This window comes from Rhizobium acaciae (assembly GCF_025941625.1).
In the GTDB taxonomy this organism is placed as follows: Bacteria; Pseudomonadota; Alphaproteobacteria; order Rhizobiales; family Rhizobiaceae; genus Rhizobium; species Rhizobium acaciae.
This window is the reverse complement of sequence record NZ_JAPCZO010000001.1, coordinates 368,667-386,638: the sequence shown is the minus strand read 5'-3', so window position 1 is coordinate 386,638 and position 17,972 is coordinate 368,667. Positions and strand designations below refer to the sequence as shown.

11 protein-coding genes are annotated in these 17,972 nt (G+C 62.6%); 4 read left to right on the top strand and 7 right to left on the bottom strand.

The features are described from left to right. The first annotated feature begins 414 nt into the window (after positions 1 to 414). Complete coding sequence (locus OLZ32_RS01920; protein WP_264395406.1) at positions 415 to 7,542, top strand: apolipoprotein A-IV repeat region-like domain-containing protein; 7,128 nt, start codon at positions 415 to 417, stop codon at positions 7,540 to 7,542. A 111-nt stretch (positions 7,543 to 7,653) separates the two neighbouring features. Beyond that, complete coding sequence (locus tag OLZ32_RS01915) at positions 7,654 to 8,214, top strand: cysteine hydrolase family protein (protein WP_017988496.1); 561 nt, start codon at positions 7,654 to 7,656, stop codon at positions 8,212 to 8,214. A gap of 53 nt (positions 8,215 to 8,267) precedes the next feature. On the opposite strand, the gene OLZ32_RS01910 is transcribed toward OLZ32_RS01915, so the two are convergent. Beyond that, positions 8,268 to 9,017, bottom strand: coding sequence for an aminoacyl--tRNA ligase-related protein (locus OLZ32_RS01910; RefSeq protein WP_264395405.1), 750 nt, complete (start codon positions 9,015 to 9,017; stop codon positions 8,268 to 8,270). A 361-nt stretch (positions 9,018 to 9,378) separates the two neighbouring features. Here OLZ32_RS01910 and OLZ32_RS01905 point away from each other — a divergent pair, with 361 nt between their 5' ends. Beyond that, positions 9,379 to 10,254: a D-alanyl-D-alanine carboxypeptidase family protein gene (locus OLZ32_RS01905; RefSeq protein ID WP_003540156.1), complete on the top strand. Its 876-nt coding sequence runs from the start codon at positions 9,379 to 9,381 to the stop codon at positions 10,252 to 10,254. A 24-nt stretch (positions 10,255 to 10,278) separates the two neighbouring features. Here the strand turns inward: OLZ32_RS01905 and OLZ32_RS01900 are convergent, their stop codons facing one another. The 5 genes from OLZ32_RS01900 to OLZ32_RS01880 all read right to left on the bottom strand — a co-directional run bounded on the left by OLZ32_RS01900 (position 10,279) and on the right by OLZ32_RS01880 (position 15,712). Further along, the gene (locus OLZ32_RS01900) at positions 10,279 to 11,532 is read right to left on the bottom strand and encodes a sensor domain-containing diguanylate cyclase (RefSeq protein ID WP_017988498.1); all 1,254 of its coding nucleotides are present in this window, start codon (positions 11,530 to 11,532) and stop codon (positions 10,279 to 10,281) included. Positions 11,533 to 11,679: 147 nt separating this feature from the next. Then, positions 11,680 to 12,291: an ABC-type transport auxiliary lipoprotein family protein gene (locus OLZ32_RS01895; RefSeq protein WP_003540158.1), complete on the bottom strand. Its 612-nt coding sequence runs from the start codon at positions 12,289 to 12,291 to the stop codon at positions 11,680 to 11,682. Between the two features lie 24 nt (positions 12,292 to 12,315). Beyond that, entirely contained in the window at positions 12,316 to 13,686 is a 1,371-nt protein-coding gene (locus OLZ32_RS01890; RefSeq protein ID WP_003540159.1) for an MlaD family protein, read from the bottom strand. Between the two features lie 9 nt (positions 13,687 to 13,695). Beyond that, a complete protein-coding gene (locus OLZ32_RS01885; RefSeq protein WP_003540160.1) occupies positions 13,696 to 14,541 on the bottom strand; it encodes an ABC transporter ATP-binding protein in 846 nt (281 codons plus the stop codon). A gap of 1 nt (position 14,542) precedes the next feature. Beyond that, the gene (locus OLZ32_RS01880; protein WP_264419529.1) at positions 14,543 to 15,712 is read right to left on the bottom strand and encodes an ABC transporter permease; all 1,170 of its coding nucleotides are present in this window, start codon (positions 15,710 to 15,712) and stop codon (positions 14,543 to 14,545) included. 99 nt (positions 15,713 to 15,811) lie between these two features. Here OLZ32_RS01880 and dgcA point away from each other — a divergent pair, with 99 nt between their 5' ends. Then, the gene (dgcA, locus tag OLZ32_RS01875; RefSeq protein WP_264395403.1) at positions 15,812 to 16,795 is read left to right on the top strand and encodes an N-acetyl-D-Glu racemase DgcA; all 984 of its coding nucleotides are present in this window, start codon (positions 15,812 to 15,814) and stop codon (positions 16,793 to 16,795) included. Here the strand turns inward: dgcA and OLZ32_RS01870 are convergent. Further along, positions 16,747 to 17,967 carry an MFS transporter gene (locus OLZ32_RS01870; RefSeq protein ID WP_264395402.1) on the bottom strand — a complete coding sequence of 407 codons (1,221 nt, stop codon included), beginning with the start codon at positions 17,965 to 17,967 and terminating at the stop codon, positions 16,747 to 16,749. The two genes, dgcA and OLZ32_RS01870, sit on opposite strands and share 49 nt — an antisense overlap. Between the last annotated feature and the right edge of the window lie 5 nt (positions 17,968 to 17,972).

The following is a 17,972-nucleotide window of genomic DNA, read 5'->3' as shown; positions in this document are numbered from 1 at the left end:
AGGAGGGTGGCCATCACGTTAAATTCCGGCACACTCGGGGCGAAAATCTCACCATATGGTTAACATCCGTTAAATATCCCTAAACTATTGGCTTTTAAGCCGCGCCTGGGATTCAAAGGTGTTAACAACGGGTTAACGCGCCATGAATCTCAAGCCTTCATTAATTGTGTGAAGAGCCCAGATGTGTCACTACGATACTGGTGGAGCGGGTTTATGGTACGCGCCTTTGCCGAGCGAGTGGATAATGGTAGTGTTTTGATACCTTCCGTTTGAAAAAGCGGCTATCTACTCTGAAATGACATGCTTATCCGTCCTTCGTTGGGATGGAAGGCTGGAACGGCAAAGTTGTTCCCGGGTGAGGCGGAAGCCCAGGATGCGCTGTCGGACTGGCTGACAGTAACGAGGCATAACCGAATGGCGAACAACAAATATAACGAGTCGATTGAGGACAAGGCGTTCAAGGCATTGGACGAGGCGCTCCAGATCGACTTTAGCAAGGATAACGTACCGTCTCGCCGCGGCGACGCGCCCCAGGCCCCGGAGGCTAATGTGTCTGATCCAGTAAATGCGCGTAACCAGCAGGCCCAGGAAGAAGCGCAGCGCCGCAGCCGCCGCGGTGCCGCCGGCGAGCAGGCTTCCAGGGGTCCGGCCTTCGCGCCCGCCAACGATGCCAGCCGTAATACGCCCGCCTCGATCCTGAAATCCTTTGACGGCGCCTCCAGCCGCTCGGCGGTGCGCACCGCCACCCTGTTTTCCGTGCTTTGGGTCATGGCCGGCCTTGGCCTGATGTCGCTGCTTTATGCTCCGCAGATCTGGCAGATCCGTTCGCTCGCCGATCTCGTCGCCCTGCCCGGCGTCATTGCCGGCCTCGTCGGCATCATCATTCCTGTGATGATGTTCTATGCCTTCGCCATCATGATCTCCCGCGCCCAGGACATGCGCAACGCCGCCCGCTCCATGGCAGAGGTGGCATTGCGCCTAGCAGAGCCGGAAACCATCGCCTCCGAGCGCATCATGACCGTCGGCCAGGCCGTGCGCCGTGAGGTCTCGGCCATGAATGAAGGCATCGAGCGCACCATCGCGCGTGCCTCCGAGCTGGAAACGCTCGTCCATTCCGAAGTCAATGCGCTTGAACGTTCTTACGCCGACAACGAGTTGCGCGTTCGCGGTCTCGTCCACGAACTCGGCTCCGAGCGCGAGGCGATCGTCAACCATGCCGACCGTATCCGCACCTCGATCGGCAGCGTGCACGACCAGTTGAAGGAAGAGCTGTCGCTTGCGACCGAAGAGATCGCGGTGCGGCTTGCCACATCGGGCGAAGCCTTCGCCTCTCTGATCGATACGCGCGCCGCGACGATCCTGGAAAAGTCGGATAGCGCCCTGCAGTCGATGGGCAGCCTGCTCGCAGCCAAGACCGATACCCTGTTGCAGACACTGAACGCGTCGGGTTTTGCGCTGGCCACCGAATTCGACAACCGCCTCGAAGCCCTCTCCGTCAATCTCAACGATCATGGCGAAAGGCTGCTCAGCCAGTTCGAGACGCGCGCCTCGACCATGGACAGCAGCACCGAAAAGCTGAATGCGGCGCTGAATGAGCGTACCCACCAACTCAACGAGATCCTGATCGCCCGCACCCGCGAGATCAACGAGAGCCTGACGTCAGGCGAACGCACCATCGGCGGCACGCTCGACGACGTACTCTTCAAGCTGAACAGCGCGCTCGACGAAAAGGGCGCAAGCTTCCGCCAGAGCCTGCAGACCACCGCCGACGACGCCGTCATGGATCTCGACGTGCGCTCCGGCTTCTTCGAGGAGCGGCTGCAGACGACCGTTGCCCAGCTTTCGACCGCCTTCGACGAACGCGTCTCCGAATTCACCAGCGCCTTCGACAAACGCACCGGCTCGCTCGACACCAAGCTGATGGAGAGCCTCGCCCGTATCAACGAGACGCTGACCGGCGGCTCGGATTCAATCGACGGCATTCTGAGCTCCGGCATCGACCGGCTCGGTTCGTCTATGACCGACCAGTCGCTGGCGCTCGCCACCGCGCTCGCCACCGGCCACGAAGTGCTGGAAAGCACGCTCGGCAGCCGGGCGGACGAAATCACTACGGCGCTTACCAGCCGCACCGGCGAACTGAACTCGGCGCTGCAGAGCGCCACCTCGGAAATCGCGCTGACGCTTGCGACCGGCACCTCCGAGCTGCAGAACAACCTTCAGACACGCTCGGCCGAATTCCGCGACACGCTGCGCACCACCACCACCGATCTGACGACTGCCGTTGCCGCTGGCACCGAGCAGGTGACCGCTGCCTTCGGCGGTCGCGCCGAAGAGCTGAGCGGTGTGCTTACCGCCCGTGCGGCCGAAATCAGCGAGGCGCTCGGCACGGCCCACGGCCGTATCGACAGCGTCATGGCAGAGCGCGGCGGCGCACTTTTGGAGGCACTGACCACCCATCACGGTCGCTTCGAAGAAGCGCTGACGACCCGCTCCGACGCCATTATCAATGCCGTCTCCGGCACCCATGACCGTCTTGCCGAGACGCTCGACGAAAAGGCGATGGCGCTTGCCATCTCTCTGAACGAGAGCCAGGCGCGCATCGAGGACACGCTCGAGACCCGCTCCGAGGCTCTGTTGAACGCCGTCTCCGGCACCCATGATCGCCTCTCCGAGACGCTTGACGAGAAGGCGATGGCGCTCGCCATTTCGCTCAGCGAAAACCAGGCCCGCATCGAGGATACGCTCGAGACCCGCTCCGAAGCCTTCCTCAACGCCGTGTCTGGCACGCATGATCGCCTGTCGGAAACGCTGGACAGCAAGGCGGCGGCCCTTACGACCTCGCTCGACGAGCGCCATGCCCGCATCGAGGATGCGCTTGGAACGCGCGCCGAGGCACTGCTGAACACTGTATCCGGCACGCGCGACCGTCTTGCCGAGACGCTCGACGAAAAGGCGATGGCGCTCGCCATGTCCTTGAACGAGAGCCAGGCCCGTATCGAGGAGACGCTGGAAACCCGTTCCGCAGCGCTGCTGAACGCCGTCTCCGGAACCCATGATCGTCTCTCGGAGACTCTGGACGGCAAGGCGGCAGCTTTTGCCACCTCGCTGAGCGAAGGCCATGCCCGTATCGAGAATACGCTCGAAACCCGCTCCGCAGCCCTGCTGAACGCCGTCTCCGGCACCCATGATCGTCTCTCCGAGACGCTGGACGAAAAGGCGATGGCCCTCGCCATTTCGCTCAACGAAACCCAGACACGGATCGAAGACACGCTGGAAACCCGCTCGGCGGCCCTGCTGAATGCGGTCTCCGGCACGCATGACCGTCTGTCCGAGACGCTGGACGAGAAGGCGATGACGCTCGCTATCTCGCTCAATGAGAGCCAATCGCGGATCGAAGACACGCTGGAAGCACGCTCCGAAGCCTTCCTCAAGGCCGTGTCCGGCACGCACGACCGTCTCTCGGAAACGCTCGACGAAAAGGCGACGGCGATCGCCGCCTCCCTGAACGAGGGTCAGAGCCGCCTGCAGGATACGCTGGAGAGCCGCTCGGAATCCTTCCTGACTGCGGTCTCCGCCACCCACGACCGCCTGTCCGAGTCACTCGACGATCGGGCGATGGCGCTTGCCATCTCGCTGAACGAGAGCCAGAGCCGTCTCGAGGAGACGCTGACAACAGGCGCCGATGCGATCACCAATGCGGTCTCCGGCACGCATGTCGGCCTGAACGGTGTACTCGACCAGAAGGCGGCCGCGCTTGCCACCTCGCTGAGCGAAGGCCAGGCCCGCCTCGAGGAAGCCTTGGGCCACCGCACCGCCGCGATCATCGGCGCCGTAACGGCAACCCACGACCGGCTCACCGATACGCTCGACGAAAAGACCATGGCGCTTGCCATTTCGCTCGACGATAACCAGAGCCGCTTCGACAGTGTGCTCGAAGCCCGCAGCAACGCCATCATGGAGGCCGTCTCCGGTGCCGAGGCACGAGTGGCCGGCGCCTTCTCCGACAAGACTGATGCAATCCGCACCGCTTATACCGACAATCAGCAGCGGCTCGAAAATGCGCTTTCCGAACATAGTGCCGCCCTCTCGGGCGTTCTCGATGCCGGCGGCGCCCGCTTCGAGGATCTCGTCGGCGGCCTGACCGGCCGCATCGAAGGCCGTCTGACCGATGCACATACACGGCTCGGAGGCCTCGCCGACGAGGCTGCAGCGCGCATCGAGGGCGGGCTCGCCTCTGCCCATGAGCGCATCCGCACGACGCTCGAAGACCGCGCCAACGCCATCGACCTGTCGCTGAACCAGGCCCATGCGCTGATCAGCGATACGCTGGCCGAACAGGCGACCAGCATCGGTACCTCGGTGGCGACGAGCGTCGGCATGCTCGAATTATCGCTGGAGCACCGTGAGGCCGCGATCCGCCAGGCGATCGATGCCGGCGCCCAGACATTGGAAGATCGCATGCATGCCGGCGCCGGCCAGATCGCCGGCCGCTTCCAGGAGGCTGCAAGCGCGATTTCGAGTTCCACTCAGGACTTGTCCGCCCATCTCGATCGGTCGGTCGAAAGCCTGACGGTCCGTTTTGAAGAAACCGGATCGCGTGTGGAAGCCGGTCTTGCGGCGATCGAGACCCGCATCCGCGACGGCGTCGGCGGCGTTGCAGAAAGGGTCGAAGCCGCCAGCGGTCAGCTTTCCGGCGTGCTTGCCGACGGCGTTTCCCGTATCGGCGCGCTCAGCGACGACGCCACGCAGCGCATCTCGGCGACGCTCGAAGGCAGTGCTGCAAACCTCACTCAGGCGATCGACAGCCGCACCGCCAATCTGGCCGAGACGCTGGACAGCCGCGCCACCAGCCTGACCGGCGCCATCGACGGCCGCACCACGAGCCTTGGGGAAACTCTCGACCGTGGCAATGAACGCATCGAGGAACGCCTCTCTACCATGGACCGTGCATTGACCGTCGGCCTCGAGGCCGTCAACCGCACCATCGAAGGCAAGGCCGCCGGCCTCGCCTCGACGCTGCGCAGCGCGGTTGCCGACGCAGCCCAGGGAATGGAAGGCGAAGCGACGAGAACCACCGAACTGCTTGGCAAGACCGGCCAGCAATTCGCCGAGGATCTCAATACGAAAAGCGACGAATTCACCCGCACTATGGATGAGCGCTCGTCGCAGATCGTCACCCGCGTCGCCGAAGCTCAGAACCGGCTGGCAAGCCAGGCCGCTGCCGTCGCCCAAACCTTCTCGGAAGCCGGCAACGCCATCGTCAACAAGGTCGCCGAGGCCGAGACCATCGTCGGCACGCAAGTCAATGCCATCTCCAAGGTGCTGTCGGATGCCGGCCAGTCTCTGGAGACACGTGGCAACGCCATCCGCTCGACACTGTCGGGCGCCGGCAGTGAGATTTCCGCCACCATGGCGGATGTCGACCGGGCGCTCGAAGCCCGCAGCAGCGCCATTCGCACCAACCTCGAAGAGCGTGCCCGCGAGATCGATACGACGTTCTCCGAGATCGACCGGGCGCTCGAAGCGCGCGGCAACTCGATCCGCTCGACGCTCGAAGAGCGCACCCGCGACCTCAACTCGATGCTATCAGGCCGTTCGGTCGAATTGACGCGCATCCTCGACGAGACGGCCCGCCCGATCATCGACCGCTACACCGATGCTGGCGAGCAGGCCGCCGCCCGCATCACCGCCGCGGCCAACCTCAGCGCCGACCGCCTGCGCGCCGAAAACGAAGCGCTCGCCAGCGCCGTTGCCGCCCGCACCGAGAATGTCGCCAATGCCGTCAGCGCCATCGAGAACAGCTTGGTCGGCAACGTCAACGGCCTCGTCGAGCGCATGTCGGAAAGCAGCGCGGCGATGGCGATGATGATGAACCGCGCCGCCGAGCAACTGGCTAGCGTCGACGGCCGTCTCGGCGATACCACCACGCGCTTTGCCGACTCCGCCACCAAGGCCGCTGAAATGGTCTCCGCCTCGACCAGGCTTCTCGAAGGCAAGGTCGACCGCCTCTCCGACATCTCGGGCCAGACGCTGGCACAGGTCGGCGGCATCATCGGCCGCTTCGACGAACACTCCAAGGTTCTGACCCAGGCTTCGCAGCTTCTCGGCGCCGCCCAGTCCAACCTCGCCTCGACGCTCGAAGAGCGCGAGAGCGCGCTGCAGACGCTCTCGGTCGGCCTCGTCTCGCGCTCGGCCGAGATCGAAAAGACCATGCAAGGCCTCGGCAGCATGATCGAGACCGTGTTCGAGCGGGCAGAGCAACGCTCCAGCCAGGTTACCGGCAATTTGCGCCAGGGCGTGCAGTCCTCCTTCGCCGATATTGGCCGCATTCTCACCGAAACCGAGAAGCGCGCCCAGGAAGCGGCAGAGACGATGCGCGAGGCGATCACTCGCGCCGGCGACGAGGCCAATACGACGATCGACGGCACCTTTGCCAATGTCGAGCGCCGTTCCGGCGATCTCTCCAATCGCATTCGCGGCGGCCTCACCGCCTCGCTGTCGGAAGTCGAGCGCATGCTCGGCGAAGCCGGCCGCGCCTCCGACGGCGCCGCCCAGCACATGCGGGAAGCGCTGCGCGAGGCGATCGATGATGCCGTCGGCCGCTTCTCCGGCGCCACCGAGGATATCCGCCGCTCCGCCGCCGACATCCGCAGCGAGCTCGACGCCACCCGCGCCGAACTGAAGCGCGGCGCCTTCGATCTTCCCGAAGAGGCCAAGGAAAGCGCCTCGGCCATGCGCCGGGCCGTCGCCGAGCAGATCAAGGCGCTGCAGGATATCTCCCAGCTCGTCGGCCGCTCCAGCCAGCAGCTCGAGATCTCCGAGCCCGTTGCCCGCACGCTCGCCCAGGTGCAGCCGGCCCCACGTCCCTCCCAGCCGGTCGCAGCCCAGCCGCAGCAGCCGGCAGCACCCCCGCCGATCGAAGCGACAGGTCTGCGCGGAACGATCGCACCATCCGCGCCGGCTGCCGCCCCCCAGCGCGCCGCGCCGCAGCCTGCCCCCGCTCGCCAGGAAACAGGCCGCCCGGAAACAGGTCGCCAGGAGCCGGCTCGTCCGGAAAGCGGCGGCTGGATCAGCGATCTCCTGCGTGGCGCATCGCGTGAGGAGGCCGCCGACGAGGCCGCGGCCGCCCGTGTTCCGGCCCGCCCGGCGGAAACTGCCGCGCCGGCCGCGCGAAGCAATGACAGCCGCAATCCGCGCCACGTCGTCGAATCGCTGAACTCGCTCTCGGTCGATATCGCCCGCGCCATCGACCACGACGCTTCGGTCGATCTCTGGCGCCGTTACCAGCGCGGCGAGCGCGACGTCTTCACCCGCCGCCTCTACACGCTGAAGGGCCAGCAGACCTTCGACGAGATCAAGCGCAAATATGACCGCGAACCGGAGTTCCGCACCGCCGTCGACCGCTACATTGGTGATTTCGAAAAGCTGCTCGCCGACGTCGCCCGCACCGACCCGAACCGGACGGTAACGCAGTCCTACCTCACCTCGGATACGGGCAAGGTCTACACGATGCTCGCTCATGCCGCAGGCAGGCTCGGCTGAACCTGACTGGTACCCGCCGATTGGAAAGCCGCTTGAGCACGTGTCGGGCGGCTTTCGCTCTGTGAAGCGAGTGTTATCCATTCGCTATCCAGCCATGGAAGCCTCTCTCGAATGACTAAGGCCCTTCTGATCATCGACGTACAGAATGCGATCCTCTCCGGTAAAGCCTCGCCAGAGCGGCAGCCTCAAGTCGATGCCGCACTCGACGAGACCGTCGCACGGTTGGCCGCGCTAAAGGAAAAAGCTCGGCAGGCGGGCGCGCCGATCGTACTCGTTCAGCATGATGGCGACAGCGGCCATCGATTGGCTGTCGGCACGCCGGGTTGGGCGCTGCGCGACGAGATCGCGCCGAGGCAGGCCGAGGTCGTTGTGCGCAAGAAAAGCGCCGACTCCTTCTTCGAGACCGATCTTGCAGAACGCCTGGACGAACGATCGGTCACTCACCTCGTCGTCGGTGGATGCATGTCGCAATTCTGTGTCGACACGACAGTCAGGCGAGCCGTGTCGCTCGGATATGATGTGACGTTGATTGCCGATGGTCACACGACCGGCGACACGGCGACCTTGACCTTCTCCGAGATCATTGCCCATCACAACGAAACATTCGATGGTTTCGATGCGGGCAAGGCGACGGTAGAAATCCGCCCCGCCGCCGAGATCGCCTTTTCATAAATTTTCGGGCGGCAGGAGGACCGGGACCGCTTCGCGGCCCCGACTTCCCCATCCTACCGATCGGCCGCTATGTTCCAGTTGTAGATACAGCGGTCGAGGCCGATGGCGATCTCAAGTACCAGAACGTCATGGTCGACCGCCGCTCCCTTCTTCGGCTGCGACTGGTAGCGCTGCGGAAAATCCGTGCGTCGTGAGATCGAGCAGACCTCCATCCACTTGTCGCCATTGTCGACCTCGATATCGACAGTCACCTCCGAATAGGTCGGCAGCCGGTCGGAGGGTACGATCCGCGTCGGCAGATGGATCAGCGATGCGATCATCCGGCGGACCGGCTCGAGGCAGGCGGCGTGATAGTCGTTGCCGCTGTCGGCCGTGAAGGCGCATTGGAATTCGAGTTGCCAGAATTCCTTCAGCCGCATGTGTTTGGTCGGCTGTTCCTGCTCGCGACGATAGGATCTGCCGGCCTGCCAGATGCAGAGCGGCAGCCGTGTCTTCGAGTGATTGCCGAGAATATGCTGCAGGTAGACGTAGGTCGACGGCGTGGTCTCCGGTCTCAGCACCAGCGCGGTCTCGCTGGTGGAGAGCTGTTCCTGGACCCAGATATCGGCGTTCGAATAGGCGCTTGAAACCGGCGACCGCGGCATCAGCGCCGGCGCCTCGACCCTCCTGATATCCCAGGCCGGATTGACGGATCTGAGGAAACTGCGGACTTCTTGCGAGAAGAAGCTGATCATATGATCGAGCAAATGGATCTCGCGCTCCTCCCAATGGACGAGCGAATTGACATGATAAATATTGAGCACGGTGCCTGTCTCCCTGGCAACCTTGATTGACGTGGTGAGGGGCTTTACGTCCAGCAGCGCGCCGGACGCCTGGCGCCCTGACGTCACAGCAGGACGCGAAGACCTCGTCCGCCAAGAGCACGCACGATCGCGACCTGCAGGCAGGTGCTGATATGACGGGAGAAAGACGCGCGCTTCATGCTCATGGCGCGTTTTTACGTGGCGTGCGCATCATTGTCAAAACCGAAGAGGGTGAGACAAAAGGAATCAGCTGTGGATGACCCTTTTTTATTGCCCCCTGTCCTTCATTCCGTCACAAACTTTTCTGATCCGCTCACATTAAAGCGAATGGCTCACTCAAACGACAGAGACAGCAACATTGATGACCAAGACGACATCCAGGCTCCTTGCCACGGCGCTCTCTTCCCTTTTCCTGATGGGCGCTTTCACTCAGGTTCAGGCAGGCCAGGCAAGCTTCGTCGTGGATGCCCAGTCCGGCCAGGTCCTCGAAGGTTCCAATCAGGACGATCTGAACTATCCGGCGTCGCTGACCAAGATGATGACGCTCTATCTCGCCTTTGAGGCCCTGCATGACGGACGCCTCAACTGGGACCAGAAGCTCACCATGTCGGAAAATGCCGAGAGCAAGGAGCCCTTCAAGCTCGCTGTCGGCGCCGGCCGCAAGGTGACGCTGCGCGAAGCGGTCGAAGGAATTGTCGTGCTCTCTGCCAATGATGCGGCTGTGGCAATCGCTGAACAGCTTGGCGGCTCCGAACAGGTTTTCGCCAAGGCGATGACCGACAAGGCACACCAACTCGGTATGAAGGATACGGTCTTCAAGAATCCGTCGGGCCTTCCCGATCCGGAGCAGGTCACCACGGCGCGGGACATGGCGACGCTCGGCGTTTCGTTGATGCGGGACTTCCCCGAGGAGTTCAAGCTCTTCTCTATGCGCGGCTTCCAGTTCCGCGGCATGAAGCTGCGCGGCCACAACAACCTCATGTATCGCTATGACGGCGTCGATGGCATCAAGACTGGTTACACCGATGCATCGGGCTACAATGTCGTAACGTCGGCGTTGAAGGATGGCCGTCGCGTGGTCGGCGTCGTCATGGGCGAAAAGACCGCGAGCATACGCGACGACAAGATGGCAAGCCTGCTGGACAGCACCCTGTCGCCGTCATCGACCACCACAGCTTCGACGACTCCAGGCAGCCAGCCGGGCGCGACGATGACGGATTCGCAACCGACGAAGTAAGATCGATGAGCGGAGACCTGCCGGTTATCTGAAAGCCACCTCCAGATGCTGGCGGTCTTGCGCGATCACCCTGCAATTCGTTTCGAATCCTTCGCCTTTGATGGCCAGGATGAATTCCGCAGGAATGCCTGATGTATTGGAGACTGAAATGCCGGCGCTCTCCGAGCCTATGGTTTTGACGGTGCAGTCGATGGTCGAACGCCGATCGTTGAACAGGATCGAACCCGCCTTCAGCACCCGCCGTCGAGCCCCAATGGCGTGATCGGCGTGGATGGAACTCCACGACACGCAACGATTCCGTCCACCATGCTTGGCCTGATACATTGCCGCATCCGCCTGAGCCAGCAAGGTCTCGATCTCCTTGCTGACGATCGAGAGTGCCGAAGTTCCAAAACTGGCTGTGACGGTCAGGGCGCCATGATCGCCACGTATGATCTCGGAGGCGATAGCGGCTCTGAGTTTCTCGGCGACCGCGGCAGCACCTTCCCGATCGACATGCGGCAGGATGACGGCAAATTCCTCGCCGCCAAGGCGGCCGAAAAGATCGCCGGCGCGCAGGGTCGCCTTGCAGGTCGATGCGACCGCCTTGAGGACCTCGTCTCCTGCGGCATGTCCGTGCGTATCATTCACCTTCTTGAAATGATCGATATCGAAGACGATGCATGAGAGGTCGTGCTTGTGCCGCAGAGCGAGCGAAATGAGCTGATCGGCCTCCTGCTTGAAGGCACGCCGCGTCATCGCCTCGGTGAGGCTGTCGATCGCGGCCGACTGCATGAGCTCGATGCGGTCCATCGCGGCCCCCGCCAGCTCCTCGAGAATGCCGAGATCTCTGTTACCGAACGATCGTGGCCTGCGGTCGATCGCGCAAACCGTTCCGATCATGTGCCCGGCTTTTGTTTTCAACGGCACGCCGGCATAAAAACGGATATGGTTCTCGCCCGTCACCGCAGGATGTTGTGAAAACCGCGGGTCCTTGGTGGCGTCTTGCACGACAACAGGCTTTTCACAGTCCACGACATAGCGGCAGAACGTGTCTTCGCGCGACACCTCGTCGCCCGCGAGGCCCGAGCAAGCCTTATACCATTGCCGATGCGCATCGATCAGCGACACGATGCCGATGTCGATGGAATAGATCTCCTTTATCAGGCGTACGATCCGCTCGAAGCCCTCGTCCCTCGGAGTGTCGAGGATATCGAGCTGCTGCAACACAGCTAGGCGATCATTTTCGCGCTGGATCGCCTCCGATGACGATTTCCCGAAGACCCGTGCAACCACCATGCAGCATTCCTCCTGAAAGGGACTGTATGATGCGTTCCATAAATTCGTGAAGAAATTGAATACGATGACGACCCCTATGCCATGGGATCAAATATTTTTCACAATCGACAACCCCCGATATTCACGGGGCGGTCTCGAAATTCCAGTTCAAATTGAGCGCAGCGTCCAGCTGACGATCTCGGAGGCGACCGTGGAGAAGGCGCGGTCGAGGCCTTTGACGAAGCCGTCATTGTCGCCGCCGGCCGGCGCCATGGCGCGGAACACCTTCTGAGCACGCACCGAGCCGTTGCGATCGTTGAGGACCTTGGCGGAAATCTCGACCACCGCCTGGTTGCCCTTCGAAGCATCGATTTCGAAGGAGCGGATATCGGTGACGATCTGGTAGTCGATCGCCAGCCCCTGCCCCGGCATGCCGACGCCACCGAGCTTGCCCGAGTTCTCGAAGGCTTCCACCAGCTTCGACTGCACTATGCGCGGCAGCTTGTCGCCCCACTGCGCCTTTGAGAGATACTGGATTTCCGAAGGCGAAACACGGATGACGATCTGCTCGCTGTCGAGCGACCTTAGCGCCGTCGGGCTGGCGATCAGGATCTGGCGGGATTTGGCCGCGGGTCCACTGCCGTCGACGGCAGCGGGCAGGTCATAGGTGTCGTTCTTGGCCGCAGTGCCGCACCCCGAAAGGATCAGCGCCGTCAGCGGCAGCGCGATCACCGTTCCCCTGATCCGTGAACGGCGCGACAACAAATGCGATGCGACCATATTAGGCTACCCCTGACTTCCCAGTTAACGCCGCGTCCGGCCGTCATATTGCTTCACCGTGTCCCCGCCGAAGATCAGGCGTTGCGGATTACGGTCGAAGTTGGTGATCGTATCGTTCAGATTGCTCACGGTTCCGCGCATGTCGTTGACGAGAGTCTGCACGTCGCGCAAGCCGCCGCTCGAGAATTTCTGCAGATTGTCGGCAATCGGCCCAATGCGCGAATTCAGGTTGTCGGCCACCTTCTTGAAGGATTCCAGCGTATTGCGCGCCTCGGTGAACAGCGATTGCGTATTGTCGGTGCCGAGCAGCGCATCGACCTTGATGAGGATGCCGTCGATGCGGGTCGACGCCGAATTCAGCTTGTTGGAAAGCTGCGACACATCCTGGATCGTCTGGTCGATATCTTTCTGACGCGCCGAAACCGTGTTGGCGACATCGCGGATCGAAGCGACGGCGGCGCGCGCATCCTTGGTCGCCTGCGCGATGTCGTCGACCGAGCCCTTCACCTTCGCGGGATCGATCTGGGCAACGAGCGTATCGACGCGATCGAGCGTCGCCTGCGCCTGCTTGCCGAAATCGTTGAAGGTGGTGGCCGTCTGGTCGAACTTCTGGATCGCGCCCTTGAGGTCGCCCGAGGCATCGGCGACATTGGCGGTGATCTTCTCGGCATTGGAGACGATGTTGTCGATCTTCTGCGCATCGACCGCCTTGACCAGCGATTCGACGGCTTGAAGCGTCGAATCGACACGACCGGAGACCGCCTTCACCGTATTGGAGAGCTCACCCACGCTCTGCAGGAAGGCATCGATATTGCCGGAATTCTTGGCAAGCGCATCCGAAAACGTCTCGGCATTCTTGAAAGTCTCGGTCAGCGGCCCGCGCGAATCTTCGATGAAACCCTGAAGTTCGCCGACCGCGTCGTTGGCCCGATCGAGGATCTTGTCGGCCGTCGCCAGAAGATTGGTGACGCTCGACTGATCGGCGACGATGACGGCGCGTTTGCCGTTGTCGATCGCATGCTGGAGAATGCTTTCCTCGCCCTTGCGGCCGCCCGACAGTTCGATATAGGCAGCCCCGGTCAAACCCTGGATTTCAAGGGCGGCCTTGGTGGAAGGGTAGATCGGCGCATCGGTACGCACCTGGGTGAAGGCCAGCGAATATTGCGGATCGTCGGCATCGATCGACAGCGTCTGCACCGAGCCGATCTGGATGCCGTTAAAGCGCACCGGCGAACCGACGCTGAGGCCGTTGGCCGAGCCCGGAATACGCACGATCAGTTCCGTCATCGGGCCGCCCCGGCCATATTCGGCCATCCAGTAGACGAAGCCGAAGGCCGCCGCGATCACCAGCACCGTGAAAAAACCGACAATCGTGTAATTGGCTTTGGTTTCCATCTTATCCGATCACTTTCCGCTGCTGTCGTGCCGCGCGGCAGCATCGTTCTGCGGCACAATCGACCGCGCGCGTTTGCCCTTGAAATAGGCCTGCACCCACGGATCGTCATAGGCCAGCATGTCGTCGATCGTGCCTTCCACCATTACTCGCTTCTTTCCGAGCACGGCAATACGGTCGCAGACCGAAAACAGGCTGTCGAGGTCGTGCGTGACCATATACACGGTCAATCCCAGACTATCGCGCAGGTTGGCGATCAGTTCGTCGAATTCGGCCGCGCCGATCGGGTCGAGGCCGGAGGTCGGCTCGTCCAGGAAGACGAGCTCCGGATCGAGCGCCAGCGCGCGTGCAAGGGCGGCACGCTTGATCATGCCGCCGGAAAGCTCGGACGGGTATTTGTCGGCAGCATCGGCTGCAAGCCCGACCATACGGATCTTCAGATGCGCCAGCTCGTCCATCAGCGAGGTCGGCAGGTCGAGATATTCGCGCATCGGCACCTGGATGTTTTCCTTGACCGTCAGCGACGAGAACAGTGCCCCCTGCTGGAACAGAACGCCGAGCCGCATGTCGAGCGCGTTGCGCTGCGGTTCGTCGAGTTCGTCGAAATCCTGGCCGAGGATCTTGATCGTGCCGGAGCGGCGCGGCAGCAACCTAAGCACCGTGCGCATCAGCACCGATTTGCCGGTGCCCGACGCGCCGACGAAGCCGAGGATCTCGCCGCGGTAGATATTGAGGTTCAGATTGTCGAGCACGACCTTGGAGCCGAAGCCGACGGTGACGTCGCGCGCCGACAGCACGATGTCCCTTTCGTCCTTGTCTTCCGTATCGATCGGTTTCTCGTCCACGCGGTCCGCCATCCTAGAAATCGATCGCTGCATAGAACATCGCAAAAAGCCCGTCCATCAGGATGACGACGAAAATCGCCTTCACCACCGCGGCCGTCACATGCTGGCCGAGCGATTCCGCGCTGCCGCCGACCTTCAGCCCCTCGACGGCGGCGACGATGCCGATGACCAGCGCCATGAACGGCGCCTTGATCATGCCCGATAGTACTGTCGACAATGTCACCGCCTCGTGCAGGCGCGACACGAAATTGGCGAAGGTGATGCCGGAATAGCCCCAGGCGACGGCGGCAGCACCGCCGAGCGAAGCAAAATTTGCGAGCACCGTCAAAAGCGGCAGCGCAATGGTCAGAGCCACCAGTCGTGGGAAGATCAGCACGCCGATGGGATTCAGCCCCATCACCTTCAGCGCGTCGATCTCCTCGCGCATCTTCATCGAACCGATTTCGGCGGTGATGGCGCTGCCAGAACGGCCGGCGATCATGATCGAGGTCAAGAGCACGCCGATTTCGCGCAATTGCAGGATGCCGACGAGATCGACGACGAAAACCTCAGCGCCGAAGTAGCGCAACTGAAAGGCGCCCTGCTGGGCGATGATCGCCCCAATCAGAAATGACATCAGCAGGATGATCGGAACGGCGCGAACGCCCATATGGTCGATCTGGTTGACGATCGAGGCCGGCGAAACGCCGCTGCCGCGGCCGAACTTCATTTGCGCGCCGCGCACCGCCGAACCGAGGATATACATGGCGGCGGCGAAATTGTCCCAGACCTCATAGGTCATTTTGCCGATCGGCGCGAAGATGCGCGCGGTAAGCGAGACTTTCTCCGTCTGCTCCGGCTCGACCTTGGCCGGCTCCTCGGAAAACATCTCCAGCATTTCGTCGATATGCGGGTTGGTGCCTTCGAAGCGAACCGCCCGTCCGCCCGCCTCTTCTTGTTTCTTCAGCCGGCACAGCAGCCAGATGCCGGCGGTGTCGATCTCCGAAATCTCCGAGAGGTCTACCGTCAGGTCGCCAGTCTTCTTCTGCAGGAGCTTTTCGAAATCGCGCAGCACCAGATGGATGTAGGCGCTGCGCCAATTGCCCTGAAGACGCACACGCTGTCCCGAGCCATCAGCCTGGTCGTCCACTTGCAGTGAGGCGGCGTTGCGATTCTCGGCGTTCAAGATACTTGTGTCTTTCAAGGCTTACAGCGACATTGCCGAATCGCGAAGCAGATCGTCCGTCCGGCGCGTCAATATACAGAAGCACTGTGCAATTTCCATGCTTGCAGGAGAGCAATAATGCCGCGCACCCTCGATATCCAGATGAATTCCTTTCCGATTGCCGGGACCTTCACCATCTCGCGCGGGGCAAAGACCGAAGCCGGGGTCATCACCTGCACGCTTATCGAAGAGGGTGCGCTGGGGCTTGGCGAATGCGTGCCCTACCGCCGCTACGGCGAGACCATGGAGGGTGTTTTCGCCCAGATCGAGGCCGCGCGACCGCTGATCGAGGCCGGCATTTCGCGCCATGACCTGCTGTCGGCCATGCCGCCGGGCGCGGCCCGCAACGCCGTCGATTGCGCCCTCTGGGATCTCGAGGCGAAGCGGACGGGAGACAGCGTCGCCGCCCGCCTCGGCCTTTCCGCTCCACAGCCACTCACCACCGCTTACACCATCTCGCTCGGTGAGCCGGAGGTGATGGCCGCTCAGGCGCACGAGCATGCCGGCCGCGCCCTGCTGAAGGTCAAGGTCGGCACCGGCGACGATGAAAGCCGCATCCGCGCCGTCCGCGCCGCCGCGCCCGATGCCGAAATCATCCTCGACGCCAATGAAGGCTGGCCCGAAGCAGTGTTGGAGCGTCATCTCCATATCGCCGCCGAAGCAGGCATTGCCCTCGTCGAGCAGCCGCTGCCGGCCGGCCGCGATGGGCTGCTCGCCGAAATCCGCCGCCCGCTCCTCGTCTGCGCCGATGAGAGCGTCCACCACACCGGCGATCTCGCAAGCCTTGTCGACCGCTACGACGCGATCAACATCAAGCTCGACAAGACGGGCGGCCTGACGGAGGCGCTGTCCATGAAGGCCGAGGCCGAACGGCTTGGATTCAGCATCATGATCGGCTGCATGGTCGGCACCTCGCTTGCCATGGCGCCTGCCGTTCTGCTCGCCCAGAACGCCGATTTCGTCGATCTCGATGGTCCGCTATTACTTGCCCGCGACCGCGAACCCGGCCTGCGTTACGCCGCTTCCCTGGTCTTTCCGCCCGAAAGCACCCTCTGGGGCTGAAGATAATAGGCGAAGATGACGAGGCCGAGGCCGGAGAACGCCACTACGGCCATGACGTAATAGCTGACGACGCCGAGCCAGGCGTAGAGATAACCCGACGCCAGGGTCATCAGCGCCATCGCCATGCCGACATAGAAGAAATAGGCGCCCTGCGCCGAGGATTCCTGCGTCTCCTGCACCGTCGCCACGATCCGCCGCTGCACGCCGGTATGCACGAAGGCGTAGGTGAAGCCGTGGAAACATTGCAACAGGAAGAAACCGGCAAAGCCCGTATTCATCGGAAACAGTATCCAGCGGCAGACGCTGATGGCGCAGCCGAAGCGGATCAGCGTCCAGGCGTCGAAGCGACGGCTAAGGCGCTTCGACAGGAAGAACACCGTCACTTCCGAAGCGACGCCGGCACTCCAGAGCAGGCCGACCTCGGTGCCGGAAAAGCCGAGGTGATGCCAGTAGATCGAGGAGAAGGCGTTGAGCACCGCATGGCTCGATTGCTGGATGGCGACGCCGATCAAGAGCAGCAGCAGGTGCGGCTCACGCAGGCCGCTGCCGGTGGCGGCAGGAAGATCGATCGGCTGGCCTCGCCGTCGCGTCGGCCCGATGCGCGGACAGAAGATCGCCATGACCACGGTCATGATAAAGCCGAACGCCATGACATCAAGCACCATCCCGCCGCCCCACCGGTTGATCAACTGGCCACCGACCAGCGTCGAGACGATGAAGGCGATCGAGCCCCAGACCCGCATCGATCCGTAATCGAGCCCCCAGCGGCGCACGCCCGAGATGACGATCGATTCGACGACCGGCACATAGGGCGCGAAGGTGGCGCCCTGCAGCGTAAAGACGATGAAGACAGGCCAGAAAGTCGTCGTCCAGTAGAGTGCTACCGCCGTCAGCAGCGACAGGCCGCCTGACCAGAGCAGCACGTCGGCGCGCTCCTTCATCCGGTCGGCGATCATGGCGACAACAGGCGCCACCAGCACGCGCACCACCATCGGAACGGCCAGGATCACACCGATTTCGTGGTCGCTGAAGCTGTGGCCCGCAAGCCAGACGGGGAAGAACGGCAGGACGATGCCGTTGACGAGCAGCGGCGCGCAATAGGAAAGCGCACTGAGCAGCCGGAAGCGCGGCGGCGCTCCCTCACCCGTCGGGGAATTTTGAGCGGGAATCATGGGTG

Bases quoted from the DNA above. Each gene is read 5' to 3' on its own strand.
- OLZ32_RS01920 (WP_264395406.1), top strand. From the start codon at position 415: ATGGCGAACAACAAATATAACGAGTCGATTGAGGACAAGGCGTTCAAG.
- OLZ32_RS01900 (WP_017988498.1), bottom strand. From the start codon at position 11,532: ATGGTGGTTGCACGGGTCTTCGGGAAATCGTCATCGGAGGCGATCCAG.
- OLZ32_RS01905 (WP_003540156.1), top strand. From the start codon at position 9,379: ATGACCAAGACGACATCCAGGCTCCTTGCCACGGCGCTCTCTTCCCTT.
- OLZ32_RS01890 (WP_003540159.1), bottom strand. From the start codon at position 13,686: ATGGAAACCAAAGCCAATTACACGATTGTCGGTTTTTTCACGGTGCTG.
- OLZ32_RS01870 (WP_264395402.1), bottom strand. From the start codon at position 17,967: ATGATTCCCGCTCAAAATTCCCCGACGGGTGAGGGAGCGCCGCCGCGC.
- OLZ32_RS01895 (WP_003540158.1), bottom strand. From the start codon at position 12,291: ATGGTCGCATCGCATTTGTTGTCGCGCCGTTCACGGATCAGGGGAACG.
- OLZ32_RS01915 (WP_017988496.1), top strand. From the start codon at position 7,654: ATGACTAAGGCCCTTCTGATCATCGACGTACAGAATGCGATCCTCTCC.
- OLZ32_RS01885 (WP_003540160.1), bottom strand. From the start codon at position 14,541: ATGGCGGACCGCGTGGACGAGAAACCGATCGATACGGAAGACAAGGAC.
- dgcA (WP_264395403.1), top strand. From the start codon at position 15,812: ATGCCGCGCACCCTCGATATCCAGATGAATTCCTTTCCGATTGCCGGG.